The sequence below is a fragment of the Bacillus sp. B15-48 genome, from assembly GCF_016879755.1.
Lineage (GTDB): Bacteria > Bacillota > Bacilli > Bacillales > Cytobacillaceae > Mesobacillus_B.
The window spans coordinates 151,202-174,372 of the sequence record NZ_WOFU01000005.1 but is presented as its reverse complement, the minus strand read 5'-3'; the positions used below and the strand labels follow the sequence as shown (position 1 = coordinate 174,372).

General features: G+C 39.7%; 20 protein-coding genes. All 20 read left to right on the top strand.

All coding sequences use genetic code 11. From position 1 onward, the window contains the following. Window positions 1–3 precede the first annotated feature (3 nt). On the top strand, window positions 4–1,407 hold the full coding sequence (gene hslU / locus GNT69_RS16960) for an HslU--HslV peptidase ATPase subunit (protein ID WP_203556167.1): 1,404 nt from the start codon (window positions 4–6) through the stop codon (window positions 1,405–1,407). A 119-nt stretch (window positions 1,408–1,526) separates the two neighbouring features. Further along, window positions 1,527–2,306: a GTP-sensing pleiotropic transcriptional regulator CodY gene (gene codY / locus GNT69_RS16955; protein WP_203556166.1), complete on the top strand. Its 780-nt coding sequence runs from the start codon at window positions 1,527–1,529 to the stop codon at window positions 2,304–2,306. 242 nt (window positions 2,307–2,548) lie between these two features. After that, a complete protein-coding gene (gene rpsB, locus GNT69_RS16950) occupies window positions 2,549–3,262 on the top strand; it encodes a 30S ribosomal protein S2 (RefSeq protein ID WP_203556165.1) in 714 nt (237 codons plus the stop codon). Between the two features lie 123 nt (window positions 3,263–3,385). Beyond that, a complete protein-coding gene (gene tsf / locus GNT69_RS16945; RefSeq protein ID WP_203556164.1) occupies window positions 3,386–4,270 on the top strand; it encodes a translation elongation factor Ts in 885 nt (294 codons plus the stop codon). Between the two features lie 126 nt (window positions 4,271–4,396). Continuing rightward, window positions 4,397–5,119 carry a UMP kinase gene (gene pyrH, locus GNT69_RS16940; RefSeq protein WP_203556163.1) on the top strand — a complete coding sequence of 241 codons (723 nt, stop codon included), beginning with the start codon at window positions 4,397–4,399 and terminating at the stop codon, window positions 5,117–5,119. 2 nt (window positions 5,120–5,121) lie between these two features. Beyond that, a complete protein-coding gene (gene frr, locus GNT69_RS16935; protein ID WP_203556162.1) occupies window positions 5,122–5,679 on the top strand; it encodes a ribosome recycling factor in 558 nt (185 codons plus the stop codon). 242 nt (window positions 5,680–5,921) lie between these two features. After that, window positions 5,922–6,701, top strand: a complete 780-nt coding sequence (locus GNT69_RS16930) for an isoprenyl transferase (RefSeq protein ID WP_203556161.1) — start codon at window positions 5,922–5,924, stop codon at window positions 6,699–6,701. 15 nt (window positions 6,702–6,716) lie between these two features. Next, window positions 6,717–7,511, top strand: coding sequence for a phosphatidate cytidylyltransferase (locus tag GNT69_RS16925; RefSeq protein ID WP_203556160.1), 795 nt, complete (start codon window positions 6,717–6,719; stop codon window positions 7,509–7,511). 94 nt (window positions 7,512–7,605) lie between these two features. Continuing rightward, a complete protein-coding gene (dxr, locus tag GNT69_RS16920; RefSeq protein WP_203556159.1) occupies window positions 7,606–8,748 on the top strand; it encodes a 1-deoxy-D-xylulose-5-phosphate reductoisomerase in 1,143 nt (380 codons plus the stop codon). An 18-nt stretch (window positions 8,749–8,766) separates the two neighbouring features. Beyond that, the gene (gene rseP / locus GNT69_RS16915; RefSeq protein ID WP_203556158.1) at window positions 8,767–10,026 is read left to right on the top strand and encodes an RIP metalloprotease RseP; all 1,260 of its coding nucleotides are present in this window, start codon (window positions 8,767–8,769) and stop codon (window positions 10,024–10,026) included. Window positions 10,027–10,117: 91 nt separating this feature from the next. Continuing rightward, window positions 10,118–11,821, top strand: coding sequence for a proline--tRNA ligase (locus tag GNT69_RS16910; RefSeq protein ID WP_203556157.1), 1,704 nt, complete (start codon window positions 10,118–10,120; stop codon window positions 11,819–11,821). A gap of 208 nt (window positions 11,822–12,029) precedes the next feature. After that, window positions 12,030–16,355, top strand: a complete 4,326-nt coding sequence (locus tag GNT69_RS16905; RefSeq protein WP_203556156.1) for a PolC-type DNA polymerase III — start codon at window positions 12,030–12,032, stop codon at window positions 16,353–16,355. A 424-nt stretch (window positions 16,356–16,779) separates the two neighbouring features. Then, window positions 16,780–17,250, top strand: a complete 471-nt coding sequence (rimP, locus tag GNT69_RS16900) for a ribosome maturation factor RimP (RefSeq protein ID WP_203556155.1) — start codon at window positions 16,780–16,782, stop codon at window positions 17,248–17,250. 52 nt (window positions 17,251–17,302) lie between these two features. Beyond that, the gene (nusA, locus tag GNT69_RS16895) at window positions 17,303–18,415 is read left to right on the top strand and encodes a transcription termination factor NusA (protein WP_203556154.1); all 1,113 of its coding nucleotides are present in this window, start codon (window positions 17,303–17,305) and stop codon (window positions 18,413–18,415) included. An 18-nt stretch (window positions 18,416–18,433) separates the two neighbouring features. After that, entirely contained in the window at window positions 18,434–18,715 is a 282-nt protein-coding gene (rnpM, locus tag GNT69_RS16890) for an RNase P modulator RnpM (protein ID WP_203556153.1), read from the top strand. Beyond that, on the top strand, window positions 18,712–19,014 hold the full coding sequence (locus tag GNT69_RS16885; RefSeq protein WP_203556295.1) for a YlxQ family RNA-binding protein: 303 nt from the start codon (window positions 18,712–18,714) through the stop codon (window positions 19,012–19,014). Before rnpM ends, GNT69_RS16885 begins: the two co-directional genes overlap by 4 nt. 24 nt (window positions 19,015–19,038) lie before the next feature. Continuing rightward, window positions 19,039–21,453, top strand: coding sequence for a translation initiation factor IF-2 (infB, locus tag GNT69_RS16880; RefSeq protein ID WP_203556152.1), 2,415 nt, complete (start codon window positions 19,039–19,041; stop codon window positions 21,451–21,453). Continuing rightward, complete coding sequence (locus tag GNT69_RS16875; protein ID WP_203556151.1) at window positions 21,453–21,734, top strand: DUF503 domain-containing protein; 282 nt, start codon at window positions 21,453–21,455, stop codon at window positions 21,732–21,734. The genes infB and GNT69_RS16875 overlap by 1 nt, the downstream gene beginning before the upstream one ends. A 19-nt stretch (window positions 21,735–21,753) precedes the next feature. Beyond that, window positions 21,754–22,125 (top strand): 30S ribosome-binding factor RbfA, encoded by a 372-nt coding sequence (gene rbfA / locus GNT69_RS16870; RefSeq protein WP_203556150.1) that lies wholly within the window; start codon window positions 21,754–21,756, stop codon window positions 22,123–22,125. 90 nt (window positions 22,126–22,215) lie between these two features. Next, complete coding sequence (gene truB / locus GNT69_RS16865) at window positions 22,216–23,130, top strand: tRNA pseudouridine(55) synthase TruB (protein WP_203556149.1); 915 nt, start codon at window positions 22,216–22,218, stop codon at window positions 23,128–23,130. Window positions 23,131–23,171 lie beyond the last annotated feature (41 nt).

The following is a 23,171-nucleotide window of genomic DNA, read 5'->3' as shown; positions in this document are numbered from 1 at the left end:
TGTATGAAAAATACGAATCTAACTCCAAGACAAATCGTGGAACGATTAGATCAATTCATTATTGGACAGAACGAAGCAAAGAAAGCGGTAGCGGTCGCTTTGAGAAACCGATATCGAAGAGGTTTGCTTGATGAAAGCATTCGTGATGAAATCAGCCCGAAAAATATTTTAATGATTGGTCCAACTGGTGTCGGAAAAACAGAGATTGCCAGAAGGATGGCAAAGATGGTAAAGGCTCCTTTCGTTAAAGTAGAAGCGACAAAATTTACTGAGGTAGGATACGTCGGTCGTGATGTCGAGTCAATGGTAAGGGACCTTGTTGAAACCTCTGTTCGGCTAGTAAGGGAAGAAAAGCTGGTTAGCGTAAAGGAACGGGCCGAGGAAAATGCGAATCGCCGTCTAGTTGAATTGTTAGTTCCTTCAACAAAAAAATCGGCAAATTATAAAAACCCGCTCGAAATGTTATTTGGAGGGAATGCACAGCCTGAACAAGATTCCGCTTCAACGACTGAGGAAATGAATTTGAAGGAAAAACGAAAGGTTGTTCAGGAAAAGCTTGAACTCGGTGAGTTAGAAAATGAAATCATCACAGTTGAAGTAGAAGAACAAACTCCATCAATGTTTGATATGCTTCAAGGTTCTGGGATGGAACAGATGGGGATGAATATGCAAGATGCGCTTAGCAACCTAATGCCTAAAAAGCAAAAAAAACGGAAGCTGCCTGTTAAAGAGGCTAGAAAAGTCTTGGTAAACGAAGAAGCGCAGAAACTAATTGACATGGATGAAGTCGCACAAGAAGCGACTGTTCGTGCTGAACAGACAGGAATTATTTTTATTGATGAAATCGATAAAATTGCAAGCAAAAGCTCAGGAGGTTCATCAGCTGATGTTTCCCGAGAAGGTGTACAAAGAGATATTTTACCGATTGTAGAAGGGTCCACTGTTGTGACAAAATATGGGCCTGTCAAAACAGATCATGTTTTATTTATGGCAGCTGGAGCTTTTCATATGGCAAAACCGTCCGATTTAATTCCGGAGCTGCAAGGTCGCTTTCCGATTCGGGTTGAGTTAGGTAAGTTAACAGTGGATGATTTCTATCGTATTCTTGTTGAGCCTGATAATGCCTTAATTAAACAATATAAAGCATTATTGGAGACGGAAGGTATACAAATTGAATTTTCTGACGATGCTATTCGTAAGGTTGCAGAGGTTGCTTTTGAAGTAAACCAAAATACGGATAATATCGGGGCGAGAAGGCTGCATACAATTTTGGAAAAATTGCTTGAGGACTTAAGTTTTGAAGCACCGGATATTTCAATGGCAGAGATTGTAATTACCCCTCAATATGTTGAAGAGAAACTTGGTGCGATATCTCGCAATAAAGATTTGAGTCGATTTATTCTGTAAAATCGTTTCGCTGAATGCTATTTAGGGTATTAGATGTAAGAATTCGCCCAAGTGATGAGAAAACAAATAAATAAAAAATAAAATGAAGTTTTGTATATGCAAATAGGAGGAAGACACAAATGGACTTACTATCAAAAACAAGAAAAATTAATGCTTTGCTTCAGAAGGCAGCTGGGAAACCGGTAAACTTTAAAGAAATGTCTGAAACTCTATCGGAAGTAATTGATTCAAATATTTTTGTCGTTAGTCGCCGTGGAAAGTTACTAGGTTTTGCTGTGAACCAGCAAATCGAAAACGACCGCATAAAAAAAATGCTAGAAGATCGTCAATTCCCAGAAGAGTATACACAAGGGTTATTCAATATTTATGAGACATCTTCAAACTTGGATGTTGACAGTGAATATACAATTTTCCCTGTAGAAAACAAAGAGTTTTTCAAGACAGGTTTAACAACAATCGTTCCAATTATTGGGGGCGGAGAACGCCTTGGTACATTACTTTTAGGACGAGTAAACGAACCATTTAATGATGACGATTTAATTCTTGCAGAATATGGGGCAACTGTTGTAGGGATGGAAATCTTACGTGAAAAATCGGAAGAAATTGAAGAGGAAGCACGCAGTAAAGCCGTTGTCCAAATGGCAATTAGCTCGCTTTCATACAGTGAACTTGAAGCCATTGAGCATATTTTTGAAGAGCTAAATGGAAAAGAAGGTTTGCTCGTAGCTTCAAAAATTGCTGACCGTGTCGGGATTACACGATCTGTAATTGTAAACGCCCTTCGTAAATTGGAAAGTGCCGGAGTGATTGAATCTCGTTCACTAGGTATGAAAGGGACCTATATTAAAGTTTTAAATGACAAATTCTTGTTTGAGTTAGAAAAATTAAAATCGAATTAATAACAAACAAAATAAAATTGACTAAAATCCTGTTCATAATGAGCAGGATTTTTCACCCTTAAACTACGTTTTTTCTCTAAAAAGTTTTTAAGGATAGACTTGATTGTTATTTTCACATATGCTATATTATTAGACGGTGTTAATACACACGGTCATGGATTTAAGCGAATGGTGCTGATGATCTCAGTTCTCGCTAAAGATGAGATGGCCGGAGGAAAACAAACCATTAGGAGGAAAAAAACATGTCAGTAATTTCTATGAAACAATTGCTTGAAGCTGGTGTACATTTTGGTCACCAGACTCGTCGTTGGAACCCAAAAATGAAGAAGTACATCTTCACAGAGCGTAATGGAATCTACATTATCGACCTACAAAAGACGGTTAAAAAGGTTGAAGAAGCTTACAACTGGGTGAAGGATCTAGCTGCAGAAGGCGGTACGGTTCTATTTGTTGGTACAAAGAAACAAGCTCAAGATTCTGTTAAAGAAGAAGCAGTGCGTTCTGGAATGTACTATGTAAACCAACGTTGGTTAGGTGGAACTTTAACAAACTTCGAAACAATTCAAAAGCGTATTTCACGCCTTAAAAATATTGAAAGAATGGCTGAAGATGGAACATTTGATGTTCTTCCGAAAAAAGAGGTTGTTCAATTAAGAAAAGAGCAAGAGCGGTTAGAAAAATTCTTAGGTGGAATTAAAGACATGAAGGGCTTACCTGATGCTCTTTTCATCATTGACCCACGTAAAGAGCGCATTGCTGTTGCTGAAGCACGCAAGTTAAACATTCCTATCGTTGGAATCGTTGATACGAACTGTGATCCAGATGAGATTGATGTTGTGATTCCAGCAAACGATGATGCGATTCGTGCTGTGAAACTTTTAACTGGAAAAATGGCTGATGCCATCCTTGAAGCAAAGCAAGGGGAAGAAATAGCTCCAGAAACGGTTGAAGCTTAAGGTTAGATGGGGAAAGGTGATATAGGGTTGCCCTTTATCACCTTTTTTTAAAGTTTAAAACTCATATATTATGTGAAAAATGGATAGGTACATACTCACTTAATTAAAAGGAGGATTTTCGTAATGGCAATTACTGCACAAATGGTTAAAGAATTACGTGAAAAAACTGGTGCTGGGATGATGGATTGTAAAAAAGCGCTTCAAGAAGTAGATGGAGACTTGGAAAAAGCGATCGACCTTCTACGTGAAAAAGGAATCGCAAAAGCTGCGAAAAAAGGCGACCGTATTGCTGCTGAAGGTTTAACTACAGTAGTAGTTAACGGAAATGATGCAGTTCTTCTTGAAGTGAACTCTGAAACAGACTTTGTTGCAAAAAACGAAGGTTTCCAAACACTTGTAAAGGAACTTGCTGAACATCTTTTAAAGCATAAACCTGCTAATTTAGATGAAGCTTTAAAACAAAAAATGGATAATGGAACGGAAGTTGCCGAACATATTAACTCTGCAATTGCTAAAATCGGTGAAAAGCTTTCATTTCGCCGCTTTGAATTGAAATCAAAAACAGATGCAGATGCATTTGGTGCATACTTACATATGGGTGGACGCATTGGTGTTCTTTCCGTTCTTGAAGGAACAACAGACGAAACTGTGGCAAAAGATGTTTCTATGCATATAGCAGCACTTAACCCGAAATATGTTTCACGTGATGAGGTTTCGGCTGATGAAGTAGAACGTGAGCGCCAAGTTTTAACACAACAAGCACTAAATGAAGGAAAACCTGAGAACATTGTTGCTAAAATGGTTGAAGGTCGTTTAGGCAAATACTTCGAAGATGTCTGTCTTTTAGACCAAGCATTCGTTAAAAACCCTGACCAAAAGGTTCGTCAATTTGTTGAAGCTAGTGGCGGAAAAGTTCGTGAGTTCGTACGTTTTGAAGTAGGCGAAGGCATTGAAAAACGTGAAGATAATTTCGCTGAAGAAGTTATGAGCCAAGTAAATAAAAAATAAATTGAGTAAAGATGGAAAAAATAGTTAATTTTCAGGGAACACATTGTGTTCCCTGTTTTTGGACAGAATGCTTTTGTGTCAGTGCCAAAAAAGGCGCTCCCACATTTCTATCTTTTGGAGGTTTTTATGAGCAGCCCAAAATACAAACGCGTTGTTTTAAAATTGAGTGGAGAAGCTTTAGCTGGTGAAAAAGGCTTCGGGATTAATCCAACAGTGATTAAAAACATTGCCGGACAAGTGAAGGAACTTGCTGAATTAGGTGTTGAAGTAGCGGTTGTCGTTGGCGGAGGAAACATCTGGCGTGGTAAAATTGGTGAAGAGATGGGAATGGACCGAGCAACTGCAGACTATATGGGAATGCTTGCAACAGTTATGAACTCACTTGCTCTTCAAGATAGCCTTGAACAAGAAGGCATTGAAACAAGGGTGCAAACATCCATTGAAATGCGACAAGTTGCTGAGCCGTATATTCGCAGACGTGCGATTCGACATCTTGAGAAAACAAGAGTGGTTATTTTTGCTGCCGGAACTGGGAACCCGTACTTCTCAACGGATACTACGGCCGCATTACGAGCTGCAGAGATTGAAGCAGATGTCATTTTAATGGCAAAGAATAATGTTGATGGCGTCTATTCTGCAGACCCGCGTACTGTGCCAACTGCGGTTAAATATGATGAATTATTCTATCTTGATGTGATTAAAGAAGGTCTAGCTGTAATGGATTCGACTGCATCATCCTTATGTATGGACAATAATATCCCATTAATAGTATTCTCAATAATGGAGGAAGGGAATATTAAGAGAGCCGTAATGGGTGAAAAAATTGGAACAATTGTTAGGGGGAAATAAATATGCCAAAACAAGTCATTGATAAAGCAAAGGATAAGATGACAAAAGCAATACAAGCTTATACTCGTGATTTAGCGAGCATTCGTGCCGGCAGAGCAAATGCTTCTCTTTTAGACCGCATAACGGTTGATTATTATGGTGCACCTACTCCTATTAATCAGTTAGCTGGGGTTTCAGTTCCAGAGGCAAGACTTCTTGTGATACAGCCGTACGACAAAACGATTCTTGGTGAAATTGAAAAAGCCATTATGAAATCAGATTTAGGAATTAACCCGACAAGTGATGGTACAATTATTCGCCTAGCGATTCCTCAGTTAACAGAAGAACGTCGTAAAGAACTTGCAAAGCAAGTGAAAAAAGAATCAGAGGATGCAAAAATTGCCGTTCGAAATGTCCGTCGTGATGCGAATGAAGAACTTAAAAAGCTTGAGAAAAATAGTGAAATCACAGAGGATGGACTTCGTGCATACTCAGATGATGTCCAAAAGTTGACAGATGATTTTATTAGCAAAATTGATCAAATTACAAAAGATAAAGAAAAAGAGTTACTAGAAGTTTAATTACTTGTCTTTGTTAGTATAAATAAAGTGAAAAGACCCTCTTTTACAGGGGGTTTTTTCATAGCAAGATAAAAATGTTATGTAAGCGATGATTCTGTTTTTGAGGATTCATACATACTCTTTTTATAGAGAGATTTCTTTATTTATTTTTGGTATGATAGGAACATGTGGAAATAGGTTGGTTAAGGAAGTTTCTTTCCTATTTGATATGTGAGTTTTAACCTACTTAGGGGAGCTGTCTTATGTTAAATAAACTAAATCCCTGGAAGTCCCAAAATAAAACTTCCAGTCTTCAAGAACGCATGATGGAAATAAAATCCCAAGAATTGCCTACACACATCGCCATCATCATGGATGGCAATGGTCGGTGGGCAAATAAACGTTCTCTCCCTAGAGTTGCTGGGCATCATGAGGGAATGAAAGTAGTAAGGAAAATTACACGGCTTGCAAATAATCTTGGTGTGAAATCGTTGACACTATATGCTTTTTCAACTGAGAATTGGAAACGTCCGAAGCTTGAAGTTGATTTTCTGATGAAGCTTCCTGAAGAATATCTAGGAACCTATCTCCCAGACCTGATTGAAGAAAATGTGAAGATAACGATGATGGGGAATAAAGATAAATTGCCACCCCATACATTGAATGCGCTTGAGAAAGCGATGAACGAGACAAAGGATAATTCTGGTCTTGTCCTCAATTTTGCGCTTAACTATGGAAGTAGAACGGAGATTTTGGAAGCGGTAAAGCGTGTCTTAGATGATGCTGAAAATGGAAAAATTAATAAGGAGGTGCTAACCGAAGAGCGGTTCTCCTCCTATTTAATGTCATCTGGTTTACCCGATCCTGATTTATTAATTAGGACGAGTGGTGAAATTCGTCTGAGTAACTTTATGCTTTGGCAGTTAGCATATACGGAGTTTTGGTTTACAGATGTACTATGGCCAGACTTTAGTGAAGAACACTTTGTTGAGGCAATAGAGGTTTATCTAAGTCGCCAGCGCCGCTATGGAGGAGTTAAATAAAGGTGAGTGAATGAAATGAAGCAAAGAATTCTAACAGCAGTTGTCGCAGCAGCCATTTTTCTTCCAATCGTTATTATCGGCGGGGGTCCTTTCGTATTAATGGTCTATTGTCTTGCATCTGTTGGATTGTATGAAGTTCTAAAAATGCGGGAGATTAAGCTTTGGTCCGTTCCTGGTATGATTTCCTTAGGATTGTTATGGATCTTTCTTATCCCTAATGAACAACTCAAGATTATTGAAGGTTTGAATTATACGAAAATTGATTTTACCGTCTTAGCGGTATTACTGTTTTTATCCTATACAGTTTTGACCAAAAACCGTTTTAGTTTTGAGGATGTTGCTTTTTCGATTATGGCAACACTCTATGTTGGCATCGGCTTCTTTTATTTTATCGAAACGAGAGGGGCTACGAACGGTCTGACATATGTTGTGTATTCGCTATTCATTATTTGGGCAACGGATTCAGGTGCTTATTTTATTGGACGTGCTTTCGGTAAAAATAAGCTATGGCCGGAAATTAGCCCGAACAAAACACGAGAAGGGTCAGTAGGTGGTGTCATTTGTGCATTAATTGTCGCTGCTTTATTTGGCTATTTTGCAGATATGAACACAAACCTGATGATTTTATTAGTAATAACGGCCGTTCTGTCCATTTTTGGACAAATTGGTGATTTAGTCGAGTCTGCTTTAAAAAGACATTACGCTGTAAAGGATTCAGGTAGAATTCTTCCAGGTCACGGAGGTATTTTGGACAGGTTTGACAGCCTTTTATTTGTTTGGCCACTCATGCATTTACTGCATTTATTATAATAAAGGGATGACATCATTTGGACGAACCATCTTTATGTCGTTTTAGGTTTAGCATCATTTAGAAATCCCGCTTTTCGAATTAGGAGTGAAGGTAGTGAAAAAAATAAGTTTATTAGGAGCGACTGGTTCAATAGGAACACAGACGCTTGATGTTATTAGGGAACATCCTGAAAACTTTCAATTAGTGGCCATGTCAGCTGGTCGAAATTTACAGCTTGTTCGAACCATCATTGCTGAATTTAAACCAGAGTATGTATCCGTACAAGAAAAGGCGGATTATGAGACTTTGAATATTGAATTTCCAGGTGTTATATTCAATTATGGAATTAAGGGGATCGAAGAGGTTGCGGTCTATAATCAGGCTGATATTGTTGTAAACGCAGTTCTTGGCAGTGTTGGATTATCGCCAACTTTAAAGGCAATAGAGGCAAAGAAGACAATTGCAATAGCAAATAAGGAAACACTTGTGACTGCTGGACATCTTGTCATGGAGGCCGCAAAGCGGAATGAAGTGGATATTCTTCCGGTTGACAGTGAACATTCAGCTATTTTTCAAGCGTTACAAGGAGAACGGTTAAAGAACATCGAACAGTTAATCCTGACAGCATCTGGAGGAAGCTTCCGGGATCGGAAACGAGAGGAGTTGAGTAATGTTACTGTTTCTGAAGCCTTAAACCACCCGAATTGGTCGATGGGAGCGAAGATTACGATTGATTCAGCTACGATGATGAATAAAGGACTTGAAGTGATTGAAGCCCATTGGCTCTTTTCGATTCCCTATGAGAAGATTTCGGTGCTACTTCACAAAGAAAGCATCATCCATTCGATGGTGGAGTTTCATGATAGCAGTGTCATCGCTCAATTGGGGACACCTGATATGAGAGTTCCTATTCAATATGCACTCACATATCCGGATCGACTACCTCTTCCTTCGGCAAAAAGGCTCAGTCTTGCTCAAATTGGGCAGCTTCACTTTAGTGAAATGGACTATGAGCGTTTCCGTTGCCTGAAGTTTGCCTTTGACGCGGGGAAAGCAGGTGGAACATTGCCTACCGTGCTAAATGCAGCCAATGAAGCTGCCGTTGCAGCCTTTTTAGATGGGCGAATTTCCTTTTTGCAAATAGAAGAAGTGATCGAAAGAATACTAAACTCGCATGAAAACATCAATAGCCCAGATTTGGAAACAATCCAGCATATTGATAAAAAAACGAGGAGCATGGTTTATTCTCTCCTTTAAAAAGAGGTGGTCGTTCATATGAGTACAGTTATTGCGTTTATCGTTATTTTTGGCGCCCTCGTTTTCTTTCATGAATTAGGTCACCTAATTTTTGCTAAGCGGGCGGGTATATTATGTAGGGAATTTGCAATTGGATTTGGACCGAAAATATTTTCATATAAAAAAGATGAAACCGTTTATACGATTCGCTTGCTTCCAATTGGAGGATTTGTCCGGATGGCTGGCGAAGATCCGGAAATGGTTGAGTTAAAACCAGGCTATCGGGTAGGCTTGTTATTTGATGAAAATGATAAAGTAAATAAAATAATTCTTAATCATAAAGATAAGTATCCGGATGCGCTAATCATTGAAGTAGAAGCAGCGGATATCGAGCATCGTTTATTTATTAAAGGGTATGTGGATGGGGATGAAGAAGTCCTGAAAAACTTCTCAATTAGTCCTAAGGCTGTAATGGTTGAAAATGGGGTTGAAACTCAACTTGCTCCATACGATCGGCAGTTTGCTTCCAAAACAGTTGGTCAACGGACATTAGCAATTTTTGCTGGACCGATGATGAATTTTCTTTTAGCGATTGTCGTGTTCATTATTATCGCTTTATTCCAAGGGATGCCATCGAATGCACCGATTTTAGGTCAATTAACCCCAGATGGAGCCGCGCTAGAAGCTGGCTTGAAAGAAGGCGATGTTGTCTATACGATCGAAGGCGCTGAAATTTCCAGTTGGGCCGACATAGTAGAAATCATTCAAAAAAATCCAGGGAAAGATATTGAGTTTTTAGTTGACCGTGGTGGCAATACGCTTGAGATTCCTGTTACTCCTGAAGTTCAAGAGATTGAAGGAAGAAAAATTGGTCTAATTGGTGTATATAGTCCAGTCGAAAAATCACCATTAAAAGCATTTGTTTATGGATTTAAAGAAACGTATATGTGGACAAAAGAAATCATTGCCGCTGTTGGCAAGCTAATTACTGGGCAGTTTACAATTGATGCATTAGCTGGTCCTGTTGGAATTTATGAATCAACGAGCATTGTTGCCGAATCTGGGTTTTGGTATTTAATGAGATGGGCGGCTGTCTTAAGCATTAATTTAGGGATTATGAATCTCCTGCCAATACCAGCCCTCGACGGAGGAAGATTGATGTTCTTTGCGTTAGAGGCTGTTCGCGGCAAACCTGTAGACCGGAATAAAGAAGGGTTAGTTCATTTTATTGGCTTCGCCTTGTTAATGCTCTTAATGCTTGTTGTCACATGGAATGATATTCAACGATTCTTTCTATAAAAAATTTACTAGCTCTCATCCCATTTATTTTTTAGAATGGGATGAGGACAAAAATAATATTGTAGCCATTTTAATTGAGGTGTAATGAAGAATGAAGCAAAGTATGACATTAATTCCAACGCTAAGAGAAGTACCAGCGGATGCCGAAATCCAAAGTCACCAATTGCTATTAAGAGCTGGATATATTCGCCAAAATGCGAGTGGAATATACTCCTATTTGCCATTAGCAAAAAAAGTATTACATAAAGTAGAAACAATTATCCGAGAAGAAATGGAAAACGCCGGAGCAGTTGAGTTGTTAATGCCTGCTCTTCAACAGGCTGAATTATGGCAGGAATCTGGTCGATGGTATACATATGGTCCAGAATTAATGCGAATGAAAGACCGCCATAAACGTGAATTTGCCCTTGGTGCCACTCATGAGGAAGTAATTACCAGTTTAATTCGTGATGAGGTCAAATCATACAAACGACTGCCTTTATCTTTGTATCAAATTCAGACAAAATTCCGAGATGAAAAACGTCCACGCTTCGGGTTGCTTCGCGGCCGTGAATTTATTATGAAGGATGCATACTCTTTTCATTCTTCACAGGAAAGCCTTGATGAGATTTATGCTCAAATTTTTACAGCTTATTCTAATATTTTCAAACGCTGCGGTCTTGATTATCGAGCAGTAATTGCAGATTCTGGAGCAATGGGTGGGAAAGATACACATGAATTTATGGTCCTTTCTGATGTCGGGGAAGATACCATTGCATACTCTGATACGTCAGATTACGCTGCAAATATCGAGATGGCTCCAGTTGTCGTTCAATACGAGAAAAAAGATGAGCCTAATAAACCTTTGGAAAAGGTATTAACGGAAAATAAGAGAACGATTGAAGAAGTAGCAGAATATTTGCAAGTAAATCCGAACGATTGTATAAAATCGCTTCTATTTAAAGTAGATGATCGCTACGTACTTGCACTTGTTCGTGGAGATCATGAAGTAAACGACATTAAGCTTAAAAATGCACTTGGTGCTGCGACTGCAGACCTAGCGGATGCGGAGGAGACAAAAGCTGTACTTGGGTGTGCAGTAGGCTCCCTTGGCCCAATCGGAACGAAAGAAGTTGAAATAATTGCAGACCATGCGGTTGCTGCAATTGTCAATGGAGTTTGTGGAGCAAATGAAGAGCATTATCATTTTATAAATGTAAGTCCTGAACGTGACTTCTCTGTCAATCAATATGTAGATATTCGTTTCATCCAAGAAGGGGATCCCTCACCAGACGGTCAAGGAAAAATATTGTTCGCAAAAGGAATCGAAGTTGGCCATGTCTTTAAATTAGGAACACGATACAGTGAGGCGATGGATGCAACATACCTTGATGAAAATGGCAGAACACAGCCGATGATCATGGGATGCTATGGAATTGGTGTTTCTAGGACAATGGCCGCTGTTGTCGAGCAATTTAATGATGAAAAAGGGCTTGTATGGCCTACAGCATTAGCTCCATTTGAAGTTCACTTGATTGCAGTAAATATGAAAGACGAGGCACAAGCAAAATTGGCTGGCGACTTGTATGAGAAGTTTAAAGCTGCTCGTTTTGATGTATTATTTGACGATCGCCAAGAACGCCCAGGTGTGAAATTCGCTGATTCTGATTTGATTGGTGTCCCTGTTCGAGTTACAGTAGGAAAGAAAGCATCCGAAGGAATCGTTGAAGTGAAGGTTCGGAATACGGGAGACATGCAGGAAGTACATGTTGAGCAACTTCAAGAAACAGTTGAAAATCTGTTAAAAACTCTATAGTCATTTGTTTTAGGGTCTTCTCGTTTGAGGAGACCTTTTTAATATTTAAAAATACTAGGCAAAAATTCAAGTTGCGGGATCTAGCCTTTCATATCATTTCCTGCTTTTTCTCCCCTTTTGAAACGAATCAGTTCCTTGTTTTATGATATAATTACCTTTGCGAAAAAAGACAACCCATCGATTTTTATTAATAGATAGGAGGGAAATAATGACTGATCTTTCCTCTAAAAAGAAAGAAAGTTTTCAGGTGTTGCTACAGCAGCTGGGGCTGACAGAAGATGCGATTATGCCGTACTTTCAGAATGCGATGATTGAGACGGTAGTGGTTGAGAAAAAACAAAAAAACTGGAAATTTTATTTTCAATTTGAACGGGTTATTCCTAGCGATCTGTTCACTCAATTTACAACAAAGCTGGAAAGGACATTTTCACATATTGCGGCAGTTTCTTATTCGATTAAGGTAATCGATCAGACAATTAGCAAACAAGAAGTGCATGATTATTGGCAGACATGTGTTCTCCAAATCGATGGCATGGCTCCACCATTATTAAAGCTATTAAATGAACAATTACCAGAAGTTCAAGGGACAAAGTTGGTCATAAGTGTCAGAAATGATATGGAAAGTATAACAATTAAAAAGAAATATGGACCATTAATTGCTGAAATTTATCAATCATTTGGTTTCCCAACAATCGTGATTGAAACAGCGATTAGCGAAAATGCTTCCTCTTCTGAATTTGAGGAGTTCCAAAGGGCAAAGGAAAAAGAAGACCAAGAGCGAGCGTTAATGGCGATGATTGAAATGCAAAAACAGGACTCGGAAAAAGACAAGAATGATGGTCCACAGGCTGACGGCCCAGTTATGATTGGGTTGTCGATTAAAGAAGATGTTGAAATTAAGCGCTTGGAAGAAATTGTCGATGAAGAACGCCGAATTGCTGTTCAAGGTTATGTTTTTGCTGCCGAAACGAAAGAACTTCGTAGTGGAAGAACGTTGTTAACCTTTAAAATAACGGATTACACAAGTTCGATTATGGTAAAAATGTTTTCTCGTGATAAAGAAGATGCTGCAATTTTCCAACGGGTGAAAAAAGGAATGTGGTTAAAGGTTAGGGGAAGTGTACAAAATGACACGTTTATCCGCGATCTTGTAATGATGGGAAATGATGTCAACGAAATCAGACCACAGTTGCGAAAAGATACAGCCCCTGAGGGAGAAAAACGGGTTGAATTGCATTTGCATACCCCAATGAGCCAAATGGATGCCGTTTCAAGTGTAGGCGATTTAGTTTCACAGGCAAAGAAATGGGGACATCGGGCGATCGCGATTACCGACCATGCGGTTGCGCAATCTTTCCCAGAAGCATTTGGGGCAGGGAAGAAAAATGATATAAAAATCATTTACGGTGTCGAAGCAAACCTTGTCGATGATGGCGTGCCAATTGCATATAATACGGCACATAGGCAGCTTGAAGATGATACATTTGTTGTGTTTGACGTCGAGACAACAGGGCTTTCGGCTGTATATGATACGATCATTGAGTTGGCAGCTGTAAAGATTCGAAATGGCGAAGTGATTGATCGTTTTGAATCATTTGCTAACCCTCACCATCGTTTATCTGCAACGATTGTTGAACTAACAGGAATTACTGATGAGATGGTTGAAAATGCACCTGAAGTAGATGATGTCCTCCGGAAATTCTACGAATGGATTGGTGATTCGATTCTTGTTGCTCATAATGCTTCTTTCGATATGGGTTTTTTAAATACTGGCTATAAAAAAATCGGATTGGGCAAGCTGCCAAACCCAGTAATTGATACCCTTGAATTAGGGAGATTTCTTTATCCAGATATGAAAAACCACCGTCTGAACACATTGGCAAAAAAACTTGATGTCGAACTTACACAACATCACCGGGCCATCTATGATGCGGAAGCAACAGGGTATATTTTGATTAAAATGCTTAAAGAGGCAGCGGAGAAAGGCATGGAATACCATGACCAAATGAATGATTATATGGGCGGAGGTAATGCTTACAAGCGTGCGCGCCCACATCATTGTACGTTGCTTGCGCAAACGGAGACAGGTCTGAAAAATTTGTTTAAACTGATCTCTATTTCGCATTTAACCTATTTTCACCGAATCCCGAGGATCCCTAGGTCTGTGTTACAAAAATATCGGGAAGGAATTTTAGTTGGGTCCGCTTGTGATAAGGGTGAGGTATTTGGAACGATGATGCAAAAGTCAATGGAAGAAGCTGAGGAGGTAGCACAGTTTTATGACTATTTAGAAGTAATGCCGAAACCAGTTTACTCCCATTTGCTTGAACTCGAACTCGTTCGCGATGAAAAATCCCTCGAAAATATTATCACAAACATTGTAAAATTGGGAGGAAAATTAAATCTACCAGTTGTAGCTACAGGGAATGTCCATTATTTAAATAAAAATGATAAAATTTACCGAAAAATTTTGGTTAGTTCACAAGGCGGTGCTAACCCACTTAACCGGCATCGACTACCAGATGTTCATTTCCGAACAACAAACGAAATGATCGATGAGTTTTCTTTCCTAGGCTTGGAAAAGGCGAAGGAAATTGTTGTTACGAACCCAAATGAAATTGTTGATAGAATTGATGAGATAAAGCCGATTAGAGATGATCTATATACCCCAAAAATTGAGGGTGCCGATGAAGAAATGCGGCAAATGAGCTATGCAATGGCTAAGAGCATTTATGGGGAAGATTTGCCAGAAATTGTCGAGGCACGACTTGAAAAAGAATTGAAGAGTATTATTGATAACGGGTTTGCGGTTATCTACCTTATCTCTCACAAGCTTGTTAAAAAATCACTTGATGATGGCTATCTCGTTGGTTCACGGGGATCGGTCGGATCCTCCTTTGTAGCGACAATGACTGAGATTACCGAGGTTAATCCATTGCCGCCGCATTATGCTTGTCCAAATTGCCAGAAATCGGAGTTTTTTGATGATGGTTCGGTAGGTTCAGGGTTTGACTTGCCTGACAAAGATTGCCCTGACTGCGGGACAAAATATAAAAAAGATGGCCATGACATTCCATTTGAAACCTTCCTTGGATTTAAAGGAGATAAGGTTCCAGATATCGATCTAAATTTTTCCGGCGAATACCAGCCACAAGCGCATGATTATACAAAAGTTTTATTTGGTGAGGACAATGTTTATCGTGCGGGAACGATTGGTACAGTTGCCGAAAAGACAGCTTACGGCTATGTGAGAGGCTATCAAAACGATCACAATTTGCATGTGCGTGGTGCCGAAACGGACCGTCTTGTTGCGGGATGTACAGGAGTAAAACGAACAACAGGCCAGCACCCAGGTGGAATTATTGTTATCCCTGACTATATGGATGTATATGATTTTACGCCGATACAATTTCCTGCAGACTCACTAACATCTGAATGGCGAACGACTCATTTCGATTTCCACTCCATTCATGATAATGTCTTGAAACTCGATATCCTTGGACACGATGATCCGACTGTTATTCGGATGCTCCAGGATTTAAGCGGAATTGACCCGAAGACGATTCCGACTGATGATCCTGAAGTCATGAAGATTTTTAGTAATACGGAACCATTAGGTGTGACAGAAGAACAAATTATGTGTAAAACAGGAACGCTTGGTATTCCTGAATTTGGTACAAGATTTGTTCGTCAAATGCTTGAAGATACAAAGCCAACAACTTTCTCGGAACTTGTACAAATTTCTGGACTTTCACATGGGACTGATGTTTGGCTAGGGAATGCCCAAGAGCTTATTCATAACAATGTGTGTACGCTAAGTGAAGTAATTGGCTGTCGTGATGACATTATGGTTTACCTAATCTACCAAGGATTAGAACCGTCATTTGCCTTTAAAATTATGGAGTCAGTCCGTAAAGGGAAAGGGCTGACCGACGAAATGGAAGAAGAAATGCGCAAGAACGAAGTACCGGAATGGTATATCGATTCTTGTAAAAAGATAAAATATATGTTTCCCAAGGCGCATGCGGCAGCTTATGTATTAATGGCGGTAAGGATTGCTTACTTTAAAGTCCATCATCCACTGCTGTATTATGCAGCTTATTTTACGGTACGTGCTGAGGATTTTGATGTTGATGCTATGGCTCGTGGAGCGTCGACAATTCGTGCGAGGGTCGAGGAAATTAATGAAAAAGGGCTAGATGCGTCACCAAAAGAGAAAAACTTGCTGACTGTACTTGAACTGGCGAATGAGATGTGTGAACGTGGCTTTTCATTTAATAGAGTCGATCTTTACCGATCCAGTGCTACTGACTTTATCATTGATGGTGATACTCTTATTCCACCCTTTAATGCAATTCCAGGGCTAGGCACGAACGCAGCGATTAATATTGTAAAGGCACGGAAGGAAGGAGAGTTCCTCTCAAAAGAGGATCTTCAGCAACGCGGAAAAGTTTCGAAGACGATTATTGAATTTCTTGATAACCACGGCTGTCTCGAGGCATTGCCGGATCAGAACCAACTTTCGTTGTTTTAGTCTAGCTGCGGCGACTAGGGACTCGAGTCATAAGCCAATCCCTTCCAGAAGGTAAAAAGCACCTTCTTGCAGGACTCGCTTATGCTTGTCGTCCCTGATCAAGTCGCCTTCGCTTTCCTATTGTCTAGCTGCGGCGACTAGGGACTCGAGTCATAAGCCAATCCCTTCCAGAAGGTAAAAAGCACCTTCTTGCAGGTCTCGTCTTATGCTTGTCGTCCCTGATCGAGCCGCCTTCGCTTTCCTTAATTTGCATTAAAATTCTGGTTATGTTATATTTTTAGTGGAAATACTAAGGATAACTCTGGCGACAGAAAAGAGTGGGGAAACCCACTCTTTCGTGTTTGTTTAGGCCTTTTCGGAAAATGTTTAAATAAATTAAATAAAAAATGAAGAAAAAGCCCATTCCAAAAAGGAGGGATGATCAATGAGCAAAGTGACAGAGGTTGTCGAGGAACTTTTGACACCAATCGTTACCGAACTTGAATTGGAATTAGTGGATATAGAGTATGTAAAAGAAGGAAAAAATTGGTTCCTCCGAATTTACATAGATAAAGACAGTGGTGTTGATATCGAAGAATGCGGAATAGTAAGTGAACGTCTTAGTGAAAAACTAGATTCATTAGACCCAATTCCTCATAATTATTTCCTTGAGGTGTCCTCACCTGGAGCAGAACGTCCGTTGAAGAAAGAAAAAGATTATCAAAAGGCAATTGGGAAAAATGTCCACATCAAAACATACGAACCGATCGATGGTGAAAAAATATTTGAAGGGGCATTAACCGCATTCGATGGTGAAACGGTAACACTTGAAGTGAAAATTAAGACCCGTAAAAAAACTGTTGTGTTGCCATTTGATAAAGTTGCTAGTGCTCGTTTAGCGGTTACATTTTCTTAATTAGCCTTATGACAAACTACATGCAAGTTTTTAGAAGGGGGATATAAATCTCATGAGCAGTGAGTTATTGGATGCTCTGATTGTGCTTGAAAAAGAGAAAGGGATCTCAAGAGAAGTATTGATTGAGGCAATGGAGGCTGCGTTAATTTCAGCGTATCGCCGTAATTTTAATCAGGCACAAAATGTCCGCATTGATTTAAATTTAGAGAGCGGTTCAATGCGCGTCTTTGCTAGGAAAGAAGTTGTAGATGAAGTATTTGATCCTCGGCTAGAAATCTCACTTGAAGAAGCTCAAAAAATTAACCCGAACTATTCGGTTGAAGATGTTGTTGAACTTGAAGTAACACCAAAGAATTTTGGGCGTATTGCTGCGCAAACAGCTAAGCAAGTTGTCACGCAACGTGTTCGTGAGGCAGAAAGAGGGATTATTTACTCTGAATTTATCGACCGTGAGGAAGATATTATGACCGGCATTGTTCAAAGGTTAGATTCGAAGTTCATTTATGTAAGTCTTGGGAAAATTGAGGCGATTCTCCCAGCAAATGAACAAATGCCAAATGAAAGATATAAGCCTCATGATCGAATCAAAGTATTTATTACGAAGGTAGAAAAAACAACAAAAGGACCGCAAATTTTTGTTTCTCGAACGCACCCGGGTCTTTTAAAGCGATTGTTTGAAATTGAAGTGCCGGAGATTTACGATGGTACTGTAGAGATTAAATCAGTTGCACGTGAAGCCGGAGACAGATCGAAAATTTCTGTCCATTCGGATAATCCTGAGGTCGATCCTGTTGGTTCATGTGTTGGACCTAAGGGTACGAGGGTTCAAGCTGTAGTCAATGAGTTAAAAGGTGAAAAAATTGATATTGTAAAGTGGTCTGATGACCCGGTTGTATTTGTTGCGAATGCATTAAGTCCATCAAAAGTACTTGATGTAATCGTTAATGAAGGAGAAAAAGCGACAATGGTTGTTGTTCCAGATTATCAACTGTCCTTAGCAATTGGAAAACGTGGACAAAATGCACGACTAGCAGCAAAGTTGACAGGTTGGAAGATTGATATCAAACCTGAGACAGAAGCTCGTGAATTAGGCATCTATCCACGTGAAAACGATGCATTATTAGAAGGATATGTAGATGATTATTCAGATGATGATTTAGAATAAGGGAAGAGGTGGATAAGCGTGAGTAGCCGACGAAAGATTCCGTTGCGAAAATGTGTAGCAACTGGTGAAATGAGGCCTAAAAAAGAACTTGTCCGCATTGTTCGTTCAAAAGAAGGAGAAGTGTCGATTGACTTGACAGGAAAGAAGTCAGGTCGCGGTGCCTATCTATCAAAAGATGAAGAAACGATTCTTACTGCAAAGAAGAGAAATATTTTAGCAAAACAGCTAGAAGTGAACGTAGAAGCTAAAATCTATGATGAGCTTCTTGACCTTGTCGCAAAGGAAAAAGGGCAAATCTGATGAAAAATCAGTGGATGTCATTGCTTGGCTTAGCCAATCGAGCACGTAAAATCATTTCAGGTGAAGAACTGACTGTAAAAGAAATTAGAAATGGGAGGGCAAAATTAGTTATTTTGTCCAAGGATGCTTCTCCTAATACACAAAAGAAGATTACAGATAAATGTAATTCCTATCAAGTTCCAGTAAAATTCGTTGAAAATCGTTACGAGCTAGGTCAAGCGATAGGGAAAGAAGCACGCGTTGTCGTTGCTTTATTGGATGATGGGTTTGCCAAAAAAATGTTGACGTTGCTCGATTAATTTTAACGGGGGTGAAGTAACAATATGAGTAAAATTCGCGTGTACGAATACGCTAAAAAACACAATGTATCGAGTAAAGACGTGATTACGAAATTAAAAGATATGAACGTAGAAGTATCAAATCATATGACGACGATTGAGAATGAAACGATAAGGAGATTAGATATCATTTATAACAGTAGGGGAAACGAAAACCAAGAACAGAAGACCGCTCAAGGCCAAAGAAATGCTCAAACTCAACAAAGATCAAATCAAGGTGAAAAGTCTGCTCAGAACCAGCAACGGAATCAAGGACAAAGACCAGGACAGAAACAACAAAGACCAAACCAAGGGCAAAAACCAGGTGAAACCCAACAAAGACCAAACCAAGGGCAAAAACCAGGTGAAACCCAACAAAGACCAAACCAAGGGCAGAAACCAGGTGAAACCCAACAAAGACCAAACCAAGGGCAGAAACCAGGTGAAACCCAGCAAAGACCTCAAGGGCAACAAAAGCCTAACCAAGGTCAAGCAAATGAAAACCGTCCAGCAGCAACCAATAAGAAAAAGCCAAACCAATCTCAAGGGAATCGCAATAATTATAATAATAATAATAAAAGGAACACAAATAAATCAAAACAAAATAATCAACGTGGGAAAAATCAAACCCACCCATCTCAACTACCTCAAGTTAAAAAAGAAAAAGAACTACCAGAAAAGATTACTTTTAGTGAATCGTTGACAGTGGGCGAACTAGCGAAAAAGTTACACCGTGAACCATCTGAGCTTATTAAAAAGCTATTTATGCTAGGAGTAATGGCGACAATTAACCAAGACTTGGATAAAGACGCAATTGAGTTAATCTGTACGGATTACGGTGTTGAGGTTGAAGAGGAAATCTTAGTTGATACGACAGATTTAGAAGTGTATTTTACTGAAGATGAAGCAGAATTACTTTCTGAACGTCCTCCGGTTGTAACGATCATGGGCCATGTTGACCACGGGAAAACAACGCTGTTAGATTCAATTCGTCATACGAAAGTTACAGCGGGTGAAGCTGGCGGAATCACCCAGCATATTGGTGCGTATCAAGTGGAGGCAAACGGAAAGCGAATTACATTCCTTGATACACCTGGACACGCAGCATTTACAACGATGCGTGCACGTGGAGCAAAAATAACCGATATTACGATTCTCGTTGTTGCTGCTGATGATGGCGTCATGCCGCAAACAATTGAAGCAATTAACCATGCAAAGGCAGCAAGTGTACCAATTATTGTTGCCGTTAATAAAATGGATAAAGAGGCAGCAAATCCAGATCGAGTGATGCAAGAGTTGACAGAACATGGACTTGTCCCTGAAGCATGGGGAGGGGAAACCATTTTCGTTCCAATTTCAGCACTGAAAGGTGAAGGAATCGATGAATTATTGGAAATGGTTTTACTTGTTAGTGAAGTGGAAGAATTTAAGGCAAATCCAAATCGTTTAGCTGTAGGTACAGTGATTGATGCTCAATTGGATAAAGGCCGTGGATCCGTTGCTACTTTGCTCGTCCAAAATGGAACGCTTAAAGTGGGAGACCCGATTGTCGTCGGAAAAACTTTCGGTCGTGTTCGCGCCATGGTGAATGATGTTGCACGTCGTGTAAAAGAAGTAGGACCTTCAGCTCCAGTAGAAATTACCGGGTTAAATGATGTTCCATTAGCTGGCGATCGTTTTGTCGTCTTTGAAGATGAAAAAACAGCGCGTCATGTTGGGGAAGTGCGTGCGACTCACGCGCTACAAGCACAAAGATCTGAGAAAACAAAAATCAGTCTTGATAACTTGTTTGAACATATGAAACAGGGAGAAATGAAGGATTTAAACTTAATCGTTAAGGCCGATGTTCAAGGCTCTGTAGAAGCTGTTGCAGCAGCTCTACAAAAATTAGATGTAGAAGGCATTAACGTCAGAATTATTCACACTGGTGTTGGGGCGATTAATGAATCGGATATTACTTTGGCTTCAGCTTCAAATGCAATTGTCATTGGTTTCAATGTTCGTCCTGATAACAATGCAAAACGTGCGGCTGAATCCGAAGAAGTCGATATTCGTCTACACCGAATTATTTATAAAGTCATCGAAGAAATAGAATCTGCGATGAAGGGGATGCTCGATCCTGTTTACCAAGAGAAAGTTATTGGTCAAGTAGAAATTCGTCAAACTTTTAAAGTTTCAAAAGTGGGTACAATTGCTGGCTCTTATGTAACGGATGGGAAAGTAACACGCGACAGTGGCGTTCGACTAATCCGTGACGGCATCGTCATTTTTGAAGGCGAGATCGATGCATTGAAACGTTTTAAAGATGATGCAAAAGAAGTAAGTCAAGGATACGAATGTGGAATTACGATTAAAAACTTCAATGATGTCAAAGAAGGAGACGTTATTGAAGCATATATTATGGAAGAAGTGGAACGTTAATGGTTGTAGGGCTCGCCACCTGTGAATGTATAATCTATGATGCGCATTCATTGAAAGAAAAACGAGCAGTCTTGCAACGGATTTTAACTAGGCTTAAACAAAGATATAATCTTTCAGTTGCAGAAGTGGATTATCATGATGCTTGGCAGCGGACGAAAATTGCCGTAGTGGCGGTTTCTGCCGCTCGCCAAGCAACTGAAAGGGAATTGCAAAATGCCCTCAATTTAATTGATTCGTTTCCTGAAATCGAACGAACCATTACCGAAATTGAATGGCTTTAAGAAAATGAGGTGATCTAACATGGCTCACAGAGTAAATCGTGTTGGAGAACAAATGAAGAAAGAGCTCGGTGACATTATCGGTCGCAAAATCAAGGATCCTCGTATTGGTTTTGTAACGGTAACAGACGTAGAGGTAACCGGGGATCTCCAGCAAGCAAAGGTCTTTATTTCTGTATTAGGCGATGAGACTCAAAAGGAAAATACATTAAAAGCACTCGCCAAGGCAAAAGGATTTATACGCACTGAAATCGGTCAGCGAATTCGACTTCGCAAAACACCGGAAATTACGTTTGAATTTGATCCATCACTGGAATACGGCAACCGAATTGATACACTTCTTCATGAAGTCCAAAGCGAGAAAAGAGAGCGAGAAAATGAAACGAAAGAATAATGGATAGACAGATGTCTATCCTTTTTTTCAGTTATTAAATAAAACAGATTGATGATTGCGAACTTAATTAATCATTTTTAAGGAGGACCAATGGAAGGAATATTGCCCCTTTATAAAGAGGCGGGAATGACATCTCATGATTGTGTGTTCCGTCTAAGAAAAATATTAAAAATGAAACGAATTGGACATACAGGCACTTTGGACCCGGATGTAACTGGTGTTTTACCTATTTGTATTGGCAGAGCAACTAAGGTCGCTGAGTATATTACCGATGCAGGAAAAGCATATGAAGGTGAGGTAACATTAGGGTATTCAACAACGACAGAAGATGCCTCGGGTGAGGTTGTTGAAGTGAAGGAAGTCAATAAAGTCATTCAACGAGAGGAAATCCTCCAAGTTATACATAACCTTACAGGCGAAATCGCACAAACTCCACCAATGTATTCAGCGGTTAAAGTGAACGGGAAAAGACTGTATGAATATGCACGACAGGGGATTGAAGTGGAAAGGCCAACGCGGAAAGTAACAATTTACGGAATCGATTTGCTGGATGATCGTAGCGAATTTGTTGGGAAAACGATTTCCTTTAGGTTTAGGGTACGTTGCAGCAAAGGGACATATATTCGAACACTTGCTGTTATGATTGGAGAACAGCTTGGATTTCCGGCACATATGTCTTCCTTACAACGAATTGAGTCTGCTTCGATGACGTTAAAGGATTGTTACACTTTAGAGGAAGTGGAGAAGTTAGTTGAGACAGGTGCAATTGGCCAGGCATTAAAGCCCCTTGAGGAAGGAATTTCCCATTTGCCGAAATATGAAATAAGTGATAAAGTAGCAGAGAAAGTGAAAAATGGTACGTTGCTTGAAATTCCTTCGCATCTCTCGAATGAGGATGGTCCAATTGCTATTAGCGTAGCGGAAGGGACTGTTCTAGCTATTTACCGAAAACATCCACGTAAACCAGGGTTGTTAAAACCAGATAAAGTGTTGAGGAACGAATGACCACTTTTTACATATAGGCTTTGTCAGAAAAGGTGAACAAG

Excerpts from the sequence above, each read along its gene's own strand:
- hslU (WP_203556167.1), top strand. The coding sequence starts at position 4 with ATGAAAAATACGAATCTAACTCCAAGACAAATCGTGGAACGATTAGAT.
- codY (WP_203556166.1), top strand. The coding sequence starts at position 1,527 with ATGGACTTACTATCAAAAACAAGAAAAATTAATGCTTTGCTTCAGAAG.
- rpsB (WP_203556165.1), top strand. The coding sequence starts at position 2,549 with ATGTCAGTAATTTCTATGAAACAATTGCTTGAAGCTGGTGTACATTTT.
- tsf (WP_203556164.1), top strand. The coding sequence starts at position 3,386 with ATGGCAATTACTGCACAAATGGTTAAAGAATTACGTGAAAAAACTGGT.
- pyrH (WP_203556163.1), top strand. The coding sequence starts at position 4,397 with ATGAGCAGCCCAAAATACAAACGCGTTGTTTTAAAATTGAGTGGAGAA.
- frr (WP_203556162.1), top strand. The coding sequence starts at position 5,122 with ATGCCAAAACAAGTCATTGATAAAGCAAAGGATAAGATGACAAAAGCA.
- GNT69_RS16930 (WP_203556161.1), top strand. The coding sequence starts at position 5,922 with ATGTTAAATAAACTAAATCCCTGGAAGTCCCAAAATAAAACTTCCAGT.
- GNT69_RS16925 (WP_203556160.1), top strand. The coding sequence starts at position 6,717 with ATGAAGCAAAGAATTCTAACAGCAGTTGTCGCAGCAGCCATTTTTCTT.
- rseP (WP_203556158.1), top strand. The coding sequence starts at position 8,767 with ATGAGTACAGTTATTGCGTTTATCGTTATTTTTGGCGCCCTCGTTTTC.
- GNT69_RS16910 (WP_203556157.1), top strand. The coding sequence starts at position 10,118 with ATGAAGCAAAGTATGACATTAATTCCAACGCTAAGAGAAGTACCAGCG.
- GNT69_RS16905 (WP_203556156.1), top strand. The coding sequence starts at position 12,030 with ATGACTGATCTTTCCTCTAAAAAGAAAGAAAGTTTTCAGGTGTTGCTA.
- rimP (WP_203556155.1), top strand. The coding sequence starts at position 16,780 with ATGAGCAAAGTGACAGAGGTTGTCGAGGAACTTTTGACACCAATCGTT.
- nusA (WP_203556154.1), top strand. The coding sequence starts at position 17,303 with ATGAGCAGTGAGTTATTGGATGCTCTGATTGTGCTTGAAAAAGAGAAA.
- infB (WP_203556152.1), top strand. The coding sequence starts at position 19,039 with ATGAGTAAAATTCGCGTGTACGAATACGCTAAAAAACACAATGTATCG.
- GNT69_RS16875 (WP_203556151.1), top strand. The coding sequence starts at position 21,453 with ATGGTTGTAGGGCTCGCCACCTGTGAATGTATAATCTATGATGCGCAT.
- rbfA (WP_203556150.1), top strand. The coding sequence starts at position 21,754 with ATGGCTCACAGAGTAAATCGTGTTGGAGAACAAATGAAGAAAGAGCTC.
- truB (WP_203556149.1), top strand. The coding sequence starts at position 22,216 with ATGGAAGGAATATTGCCCCTTTATAAAGAGGCGGGAATGACATCTCAT.